Here is an 8,144-nt window from a genome sequence, read left to right as displayed (position 1 = left end):
CAGAGCCAGCAGAAGAACCAGAAGCAGGGGAACCATGTTTATCAACCTCCTGGCTATCGGATGCCCTTACATCGCGCCTACAAGCACACAAAATACGAGTTAGTTCCATGGAGTACGGGGCATGTGCGCGCGCCGCACGCCGCCTGACGGGCCCGGCGCGGACGCGGCAGCAGCCGCCCCTGGGCCGACCCCGATCGGGTCCTGCCCCGGATGGTCGCGAGGGACATCGCTGCCCGCCAGGCCGAGCATCCGTGGCCGAGCCCGTCCGACGGATTCACGCCAGTCGGCGCGGCCGGTCCATACCGAGGCGGCCGTACCCGACATGCGCGGTCCCGCCAGTCATGCGCGGCCGTAGCAGACCTGCGCGGTCGCGCCGGACATGCGCGGCCGTACCAAGGCAGCGCGGTCGCGCCGGTCGACGGACGCGCGTGGTGAAGCCCGCCGCGAGACGCGGCGGGCTTCGTGGGGCGGTGCGGGTTCTCAGTCGTTGGTGAGCAGACCTTCGCGCAGGCGACCCAGGCAGCGGGAGAGCAGGCGGGAGACGTGCATCTGGGAGACGCCGAGCCGCTCGCCGATCTGGGCCTGGGTGAGCTCGTCGACGAACCGCATGTGGATGATCTGCCGGTCCCGGTCCTCGAGTCCGGCGATCAGCGGGGCCAGGGAGTGGAAGTCCTCCACCAGCTCCAGGGCCGCGTCCTCGGCGCCGATGAAGTCCTGCAGCGCCGCCTCGCCGTCCTCACTGGCGTTGAGGGTGGCGTCCAGGGAGGAGGAGTTGTAGCCGTTGGAGGCCAGGCGGGCCTCGCGGACCTCCTCCTCCGGCAGGCTCATCAGCTCCGACAGCTCCTTCACCGTGGGCGTACGGCCCAGCCGGCTGCGCAGCTCCTCCGTGGCGCGGGCGAGCTGGACCCGGGCTTCCTGCAGGCGGCGCGGGACGTGTACGGCCCAGGTGGTGTCGCGGAAGAACCGCTTGATCTCGCCGACGATGTAGGGGATGGCGAACGAGGTGAACTCCACCTCACGGGTCAGCTCGAACCGGTCGATGGCCTTGATCAGGCCGATCATGCCGACCTGGACGATGTCCTCCATCTCCTCCGGTCCGCGGCTGCGGAACCGGCCGGCCGCGAAGCGGACCAGGGACATGTTCATCTCGATCAGCGTGTTCCGGGCGTAGCTGTACTCGGCCGTGCCCTCCTCCAGCACCGCCAGCTGTCCGAAGAACAGCCGGGACAGCTCACGGGCGTCCTTGGGTGCCACTTGTGAGGGGTCCACGACCTCCGGCAGTCCGGCCGTCCGCGTATCCGTTGCCGGCATGCTCATGAGCGCCATGAAAAACCCCTCCCGAGATCGAGCCCTTGCCACTGTCGGCCGTACAACGGCCGACAACGCGGCGGCTACCCCCTCTTCCGCGACCTATGCCCGACTGCGCTCGAAAGAGTTCGGGAATTTCGTGGCCGCCCGCGGCCGGCCGCTCGGCAGCGCCTCGCCGGTTCCTTCGGCGGTGGCCGTCACCCGGCGGTCACCTCGGTGAGGTCGGCGAGGATCTCGGAGGCGGTGACCGGGTCGAGGTCGCCGAAGCGCCGCGGATACGCGCGGCCGCCCCAGTAGTCGCCGGGGGCGGTGTCGAGCCAGACGTTCTCGAAGGTCTGGTCGGGGAACACGTCCAGCGCGCCGACGGCGATGCCCTCACCGAGTCCGATGACGACGTGGAGATCGTCGTCCGTGCGCCGGTGGAACCAGCGCTCCACGCCCGCGTCCTGTGGTTCGCCGCGTTCCCAGCCCCGCTTGGTGAGACCGAGCAGTCTGCCGACCGGCACGGTCGCGCCCTCGAACCGGGTGAGCCGGTGCCCGGCGGCCTCCTCCTCGGTCAACGCGTGCACGGGCCGGCCGAGCTGGGGGAAGGGCTGGAGGATCCCGTGGTCGGCGAACAGGCCGGTCCACGCCTGGAGGTCCTCCGCCAGGTGCAGCGGGTGCGCCACGCGCACCGTGGCCTCGCCGGGCAGCGTCAGCTCGTCGTCGTGGACGTCTGCGAACGCGCGGTCCTCCGTCACCCGGAACGCCGTCGCCACGCCCGCCTCTTCGCCGATCCAGACCAGGCGGCGGACCAGGTGCCCCACCAGCGGGTGGGCGACGAACAGTTCCCGGAACTCCGCGGCCGTCCAGGTGCGCCGCGCCACCATCGCCGTCTCCAGGCGCCGCACCTGGTCGGCCGCGACGGTACGGACGTCCTTCTTCAACGCGGTGAACCGCTTGCGCTCGGCGGGCGCCAGCTCCGGGTCGTCCTTGGCGCCCGGTGTCGGCAGCGCCTTGCGCCGCTTCCCGTCGGCGTCCCGGACGTAGGGGCGCAGCTGCTCGTCGAAGCCCACGGTGAACTGCCGGGGGCCGTAGTCGATGACGGTGCCGCCGGCCGCGTCCAGGCCGAGGTCGGGCACGAGCCGGTCGCCGAGCTGCTCGCCGGTCAGGCCCAGACCCTCGGCGACCTCGGCGATCTTCTCCTGGGCGCGCACTCTGAGCGCCTTGAAGGGCACCCGTTGCGCGATGCCGTGCAGATGCATCAGCGCCACGTCGGTGCCGATCGCGGCGAGCACCGTCAGGCCCTCCACGGCGCGCTGGTGGGCGCCCTCGCCGGGCCACGCCCGTACGACGGGCGTGAGCCTGCGCACGGTGTCGTCGTCGCCGAGCAGGCCGAGCGCGTGCAGGGCCCAGCTGTCCTTGGCCGGCATGCCGGCCAGCCGCCACTGCTCGAACAGGCCCCAGGCGAAGCCGGCGAGGGAGCCGGCGGTGCAGTGCGCGGTCAGTACGCCGAGGCCCGGGTAGCTCTCGCCCGGCTTGGACAGCGCCAGCAGCATCAGGGCGGTCCGCACCGCGTCGGCGGGCAGGGCACCGCCCTCGGTGAGCAGGATCTGGGGCAGCAGGGCCGGGTTCGCCCAGGCGCCGATGACCGGCAGCCGCGCGGGCAGGGCGCTGACCAGCGGGTCCACGGACAGGGCCGCCTCGACGATGCTGGTGGCCTCCGCTCCGGACCCGGCGACGGCCGCCAGGAGCGCCTCGCCGCCGTGGGCGTCCGCCAGCAGCCGTATCGCCCGCTCCGCACCGCGCCGGACCGGTCCGGCCGGCCCCACCGCGTGCGGGACGAGGAAGGGCACCGCGTCCAGGCCGTGCCGGGTCAGCCAGGCGCGGGCGGTGGCGTCGGCGGACCTGAGCCGGGCCAGCCAGTCGCACACGAGCGCGGCGACCTCGACGCTCCGGTACGGCAGCACCAGCTCGCCGTGCGAGCCGGGGTGCCGGGTCGCGGCACTCCGCATCAGCGGCAGCGCGGTCAGACCGTGTCTGGCGGCGACCGGCTTCAGCACCGCGTCGCCGCCCCAGAAGTCCTGGGGGGTGCAGTCGGCGAGCAGCGGGGCCACGACGTCCGGCGGGCCGTCGACGAACAGGCGCACGTTCCACATGCTGCTGAGCCGCCCGGTGGTGCGGAGGTACTCGATCTCGCGGGTCCAGTCGTGGTCGGTGTGCCACGCGCTGTACCGGCTGTCGGCCTTGGCCCAGTTCTCCTGCTCACCCGCCCGCCAGAGGATCTGCGGTCCGGGTGCCGTGGGCGGCTCCGTGGCGACGCGCGCCTTGCGGGTCGTGCGCTTGCCCGTCCACGGCGGGCTGACCAGCAGGGCGGGCAGCGCCTCGGTGGGCGCCTCGGCCACGCGGTCGGTGCGGGTGAGACGGGGGGTGACGAGGTCGGCGACCTCTGCGGGCAGGTCGGGCAGCACGGCCCTGGTCACGTCGGTGTGCGCGAGGACGTGCGCGGCGAGCAACCTAGCGGCCGTCGGCGCGTCTTCGCCGGAGCCGGTCGCCGCGGCGCCCAGCAGGCGCAGGGCGCGCACCGGGTACCGGCGCGTCGCCTCCAGCAGGTGCGGGCGGACGTGCTTGTCGTCGGCACGGTCCAGGAGGAGGCGGAACGCGTCGTCCGTCGGCAGTTCGACCAGGGCGTTCGCGGTCACCCTGGTCTGCTCGGCGTTGTAGGCCCGGTCGAGGGCCTCGTCGAGGAGCGGGGCGAACGCCTTGCCGGTGCCCTCGGCGAGGGTGGCGATGAGCGCCGTCGTCCATCCGTTCCAGACGAGGGCCGCCCGGCGGCCGAAGTGTCGCAGCTGCTCAGGGGAGTTCAGTGAGCACAGCAGCATCGACCGCAGCTGCTCGTCCGTCCGCGGGATGTCGGCGCAGCACTCGTCGACCCACTGCCGCTCGGTGGGCAGCAGGTAGGACACGACGGTACGGCGGCGTACGCCGGTCCGGCAGCCGGCCAGTTCGGCGACCGTCGCCCGGTAGGTGTCCTCGTCGGCCACGGCCAGCAGGGCGCGCGCACGGTCGGCGAACTTCGTCCGGCTCCAGTCGGCGCCGGTGGCCGCGCCCGGGCGGAAGCCGATCCAGGGGTTCTCGCGGCTGCCGCCGCTCTGGTGGTAGTGGGGTGCGACGTCGAAGTACTCCACCACCGCGCGGGCGGCGAACACCAGGCCGTGCGCCCGGACCCAGGCATCGACGAAGATGCCGTCCGGCATCTGCCACTGGAAGGTCAGCGCGGCGAGCGCCGCGGCGCCCAGGGGGTCGTGTCCGCCGTCCAGGTGGGCCCGGGTGGCCTCGACGATGCGCGGGTCGCTCTTCGGGGCGGTGAGCATCGCCTCGACCCAGTCCGCCTCCTCGTGCAGCCGGAACGCGGTACGCCGCTCGGCCTCGGGGTGCGGCCCGGCGACACCGCGCTCGATCCCGCCCCGCCGCGGATACACCAGCCGCCGCCAGGCGGCCGGCATCCGGAACGTCTCCTCGTCGGGCAGCGCGACCGGCCCGGTCTCCCCCGCCGGCCGTCCTCCGGCCCGGGCTGCCTCCGCCTCGGCCTCCCTGTCCGCCGAGTCGCCCCCGACCAGCTCCGTGCGCTGCACAGCCCCTCCTCCGCCGGTCCCGGACGGGACCGATCGCTTGATCATGACCGTCACGGTAACGGGGCCCACTGACATCGACGGGCGGCCGCGGGAGGGCTTCCCGGCGCGGAGGGCGTCGGTGCCGGGTCTTGCGTGGACCGGTGCTCGGGGGGGGGGCGGGCGGGAGGCCGGGCGGTGCTCAGCGGTGGCCGCCGAGCCGGGGACGCCGGCGCGCGGGCGGCCTCACCGCAAGGCCACCCGCGCGGTCACCGGCGGTGCGCCGGCCCGGGGATCAGTCGACCGTCAGCACGATCTTGCCGGTGGTGCGGCCCCGCTCCCCGATCTCGTGGGCCTTCGCGGCGTCCGCCAGCGGCAGGACCGTGTCGACCACCGGCTTCAGCGCACCCCGCTCCACCAGCGCGGCGATCTCGCGCAGGCCGAGGTGGTCGGGCTCGACCAGGACCCACACCGCCCGTACGCCGTCCTGCGCGGCGGGTACGTCGTCCGGGCCGGGCAGGGTGATCAGCCGGCCGCCGGCCCGGAGCACCTTCAGGGAGCGCTCGGCCGTCTCCCCGCCGAGGCCGTCCAGCACCACGTCGACATCGGTCACGACGTCCTCGAACCGCACCGCGCGGTAGTCGACCACTTCATCCGCCCCGAGCTCACGCACCAGGTCGTGCTTGGCGGCACTGGCCGTGCCGATGACGTACGCGCCGCGGGCCTTGGCGATCTGCACGGCGAAGTGGCCGACACCGCCGGCCGCCGCGTGCACCAGCACCCGCTCACCGGGGCGCACGTCGGCCGCGTCCACCAGTGCCTGCCAGGCGGTGAGCGCGGCGAGCGGCAGCGCCGCCGCCTCGACGTGGGTCAGACCGGCGGGCTTGGGGGCGAAGTGCCGGGCCGGGGCCACGACGTACTCCGCGTAGGCACCCGCCTGGCGCGGGAAGAGCGGCATCCCGAAGACCTCGTCGCCGGGGCGGAACACGCCGACGCCGGGGCCCACGGCCTCGACCGTGCCGGACACGTCCCAGCCCACCGCCGGCACGCTGCCCCACTCGATGAGGGCACCGCCGGCCCGGGTCTTCCAGTCCACCGGGTTCACTCCGGCCGCGTGGACCCGCACCAGGATCTCGTTGAGTCCCGGCTCCGGGCGCTCGACGTCCCGCTCGACCAGGTTCTCGGGTCCGCCCCACTGCTCCACGACCACCGCGCGCATGCTGTTCCGCCTCGTTCTCTGTCTCGGTCTGTTTCGTCGGCCCGGGGAGGTCCCGGCGCGACGCAGTCAACGATCCGGCACCCCGGCCCCGCACGGTGTTGGCCGTCTGGCCACTATGTGACAGGATTCGGCCATGAGTGGAGTACGGCAGGCGGAGGACGTGAGGAAGCGGGACCCGCAGGCGGCGGACGCGCTGGAACGGCACGGGAAGGCAGCGGACGCGGCGGCAGGAGACCGGCCGGCGGCAGACGTCGTGGAACGGCACGGGAAGGCAGCGGACGCGGCGGCAGGAGACCGGCCGGCGGCAGACGTCGTGGAACGGCACGGGAAGGCAGCGGACGCGGCGGCAGACGTCGTGGAGCGGCACGGGGAGCCAGGGGGCCGGCCGGCGGCGGGACCGCGGCGGCACCGGATCGCCGTGCTCGCCCTGCCCGGCGTGCCGCCCTTCGAGCTGGGCATCCCCTCGCGTGTCTTCGGCAGCGTGTCGGACGCCGAGGGCCGTCCGCTCTACGAGGTCACCGTCTGCACCGCCGACGGCGCCCCCGTGCTCAGCGACGCCGGGTTCGTCGTGCAGCCCGCGGCCGGCCCCGAGGCGCTGGCCGCCGCCGACACGGTGATCGTCCCGCCCACGCACGCCATGCCCGAGCTGGGGCGTGGCGGCCCGCTGCCGCCCGACGTCACGGCGGCCATCGCCGGCATCCGGCCGGGCACCCGGCTGGTGTCGATCTGCACCGGGTCCTACGTGCTGGCCGCGGCCGGGCTGCTCGACGGCAGGCCGGCCACGACCCACTGGAACCTGGCCCCGGAGTTCCGCCGGGCGTACCCCCGGGTCAAGGTCGACGAGGAGGTCCTGTTCGTCGACGACGGGGACGTGCTGACCTCCGCGGGCGTGGCGGCGGGCGTCGACCTGTGCCTGCACATGATCCGGCGCGACCACGGCGCCTCCGCCGCGAACCGGGCCGCCCGCATGTGTGTCGTGCCGCCCTGGCGGGACGGCGGGCAGGCGCAGTACATCGACCGGCCGGTCCCCGAGCCCACCGTCGCCAGCACCACCGCCACCCGCGCGTGGGCCCTGGAGCACCTGGGTGAGCCGCTGTCCCTGGCCACGCTCGCCGGACACGCCCGGATGAGCCTGCGCTCCTTCACCCGCCGCTTCCGCGACGAGGTCGGCATGACGCCGGTGCAGTGGCTCACCGCGCAACGCCTGGAACTGGCCAAGCAGTTGCTGGAGACCACCGACCTGTCGATCGACCTGGTCGCCCACCGGTCCGGCTTCGGCTCCGCGAACTCCCTGCGCGCGCACATGCGCACGACGTTCGGGGTCTCCCCCGCCGCCTACCGCCGTACCTTCAGCCCCAACGACCCGGTGGCCGCGCATGCTTGACCCCGTTCCCCGCGCCTTGGGGGGCCGGGGGTCAGCGGGCGCCGACGAAGCCGGAGCGGCCGGCGACGAGACCGACGAGGAGTTCGGGGACGGTACAGGCGATCAGGAACACGATGGGGGTGTGCCAACCGCCCGTGAGCGTGTGGAGGATGCCGATGGCCGCGGGGCCGCACCCGGCGAGGAGATAGCCGCCGGTCTGCGCCATGGCGGACAGGCGCGCGGCCGTGGCGGGGTCGGGTGAGCGGAGACCGAGAATGGTCATGGCCAGGGGGAAGGCGGCGCCGATGGCCACACCGAGGACGCCGGTCCACGCCCATGCCTGCTGCGGCGCCAGCAGGATCCCGGTGAGCCCGGCCGCCTTGAGCGCGATCACCGTGGCCACGAGCGGGCGTTGGTCGCGGACCCGGGCCGCGGCGATGGGGACGGCGAGGCCGAGCGGGATGCCGATGGTGAGCATGACGGAGGTCATCGCACCGGCTTCGGCCGCCGGGTAGCCCTCGTCGCGCATGATCTGGGGTGTCCACGCCACCAGGACGTAGAAGCACAGCGAGACGATGCCGAGCAGGGCGGAGACGGCCCACGCGAGCGGGGAGCGCAGTACGGACGCCGGGGGTGCCGTCCCGGCCGCGGCGGGCGCGGCGGC

4 protein-coding genes and 1 pseudogene are annotated in these 8,144 nt (G+C 74.1%); 1 reads left to right on the top strand and 4 read right to left on the bottom strand.

All coding sequences use genetic code 11. The features are described from left to right. Window positions 1–480: 480 nt before the first annotated feature. The 3 genes from GT045_RS15910 to GT045_RS15900 form a co-directional block, all read right to left on the bottom strand. Window positions 481–1,326: an RNA polymerase sigma factor SigF gene (locus GT045_RS15910; RefSeq protein WP_161334555.1), complete on the bottom strand. Its 846-nt coding sequence runs from the start codon at window positions 1,324–1,326 to the stop codon at window positions 481–483. A 179-nt stretch (window positions 1,327–1,505) separates the two neighbouring features. Then, the gene (locus tag GT045_RS15905) at window positions 1,506–4,922 is read right to left on the bottom strand and encodes a DUF4132 domain-containing protein (RefSeq protein ID WP_345942659.1); all 3,417 of its coding nucleotides are present in this window, start codon (window positions 4,920–4,922) and stop codon (window positions 1,506–1,508) included. Between the two features lie 271 nt (window positions 4,923–5,193). Next, window positions 5,194–6,117, bottom strand: coding sequence for an NADP-dependent oxidoreductase (locus tag GT045_RS15900; protein WP_161298421.1), 924 nt, complete (start codon window positions 6,115–6,117; stop codon window positions 5,194–5,196). Window positions 6,118–6,250: 133 nt separating this feature from the next. Between GT045_RS15900 and GT045_RS15895 the strand changes: the two genes are divergently transcribed. Next, on the top strand, window positions 6,251–7,501 hold the full coding sequence (locus tag GT045_RS15895) for a helix-turn-helix domain-containing protein (protein WP_272926860.1): 1,251 nt from the start codon (window positions 6,251–6,253) through the stop codon (window positions 7,499–7,501). 31 nt (window positions 7,502–7,532) lie between these two features. On the opposite strand, the pseudogene GT045_RS15890 reads toward GT045_RS15895, so the two are convergent. Further along, window positions 7,533–8,144 (bottom strand): annotated as a pseudogene (locus GT045_RS15890) (MFS transporter); the annotation flags it as partial.

Source organism: Streptomyces sp. SID486, assembly GCF_009865385.1.
Classification (GTDB): domain Bacteria; phylum Actinomycetota; class Actinomycetes; order Streptomycetales; family Streptomycetaceae; genus Streptomyces.
Note: the sequence above shows the minus strand (reverse complement) of the source record. Positions and strands in the feature narration are given on the sequence as shown.

Coding starts and splice junctions, on each gene's coding strand:
- GT045_RS15910 (WP_161334555.1), bottom strand. CDS start 1,326: ATGGCGCTCATGAGCATGCCGGCAACGGATACGCGGACGGCCGGACTG.
- GT045_RS15900 (WP_161298421.1), bottom strand. CDS start 6,117: ATGCGCGCGGTGGTCGTGGAGCAGTGGGGCGGACCCGAGAACCTGGTC.
- GT045_RS15895 (WP_272926860.1), top strand. CDS start 6,251: ATGAGTGGAGTACGGCAGGCGGAGGACGTGAGGAAGCGGGACCCGCAG.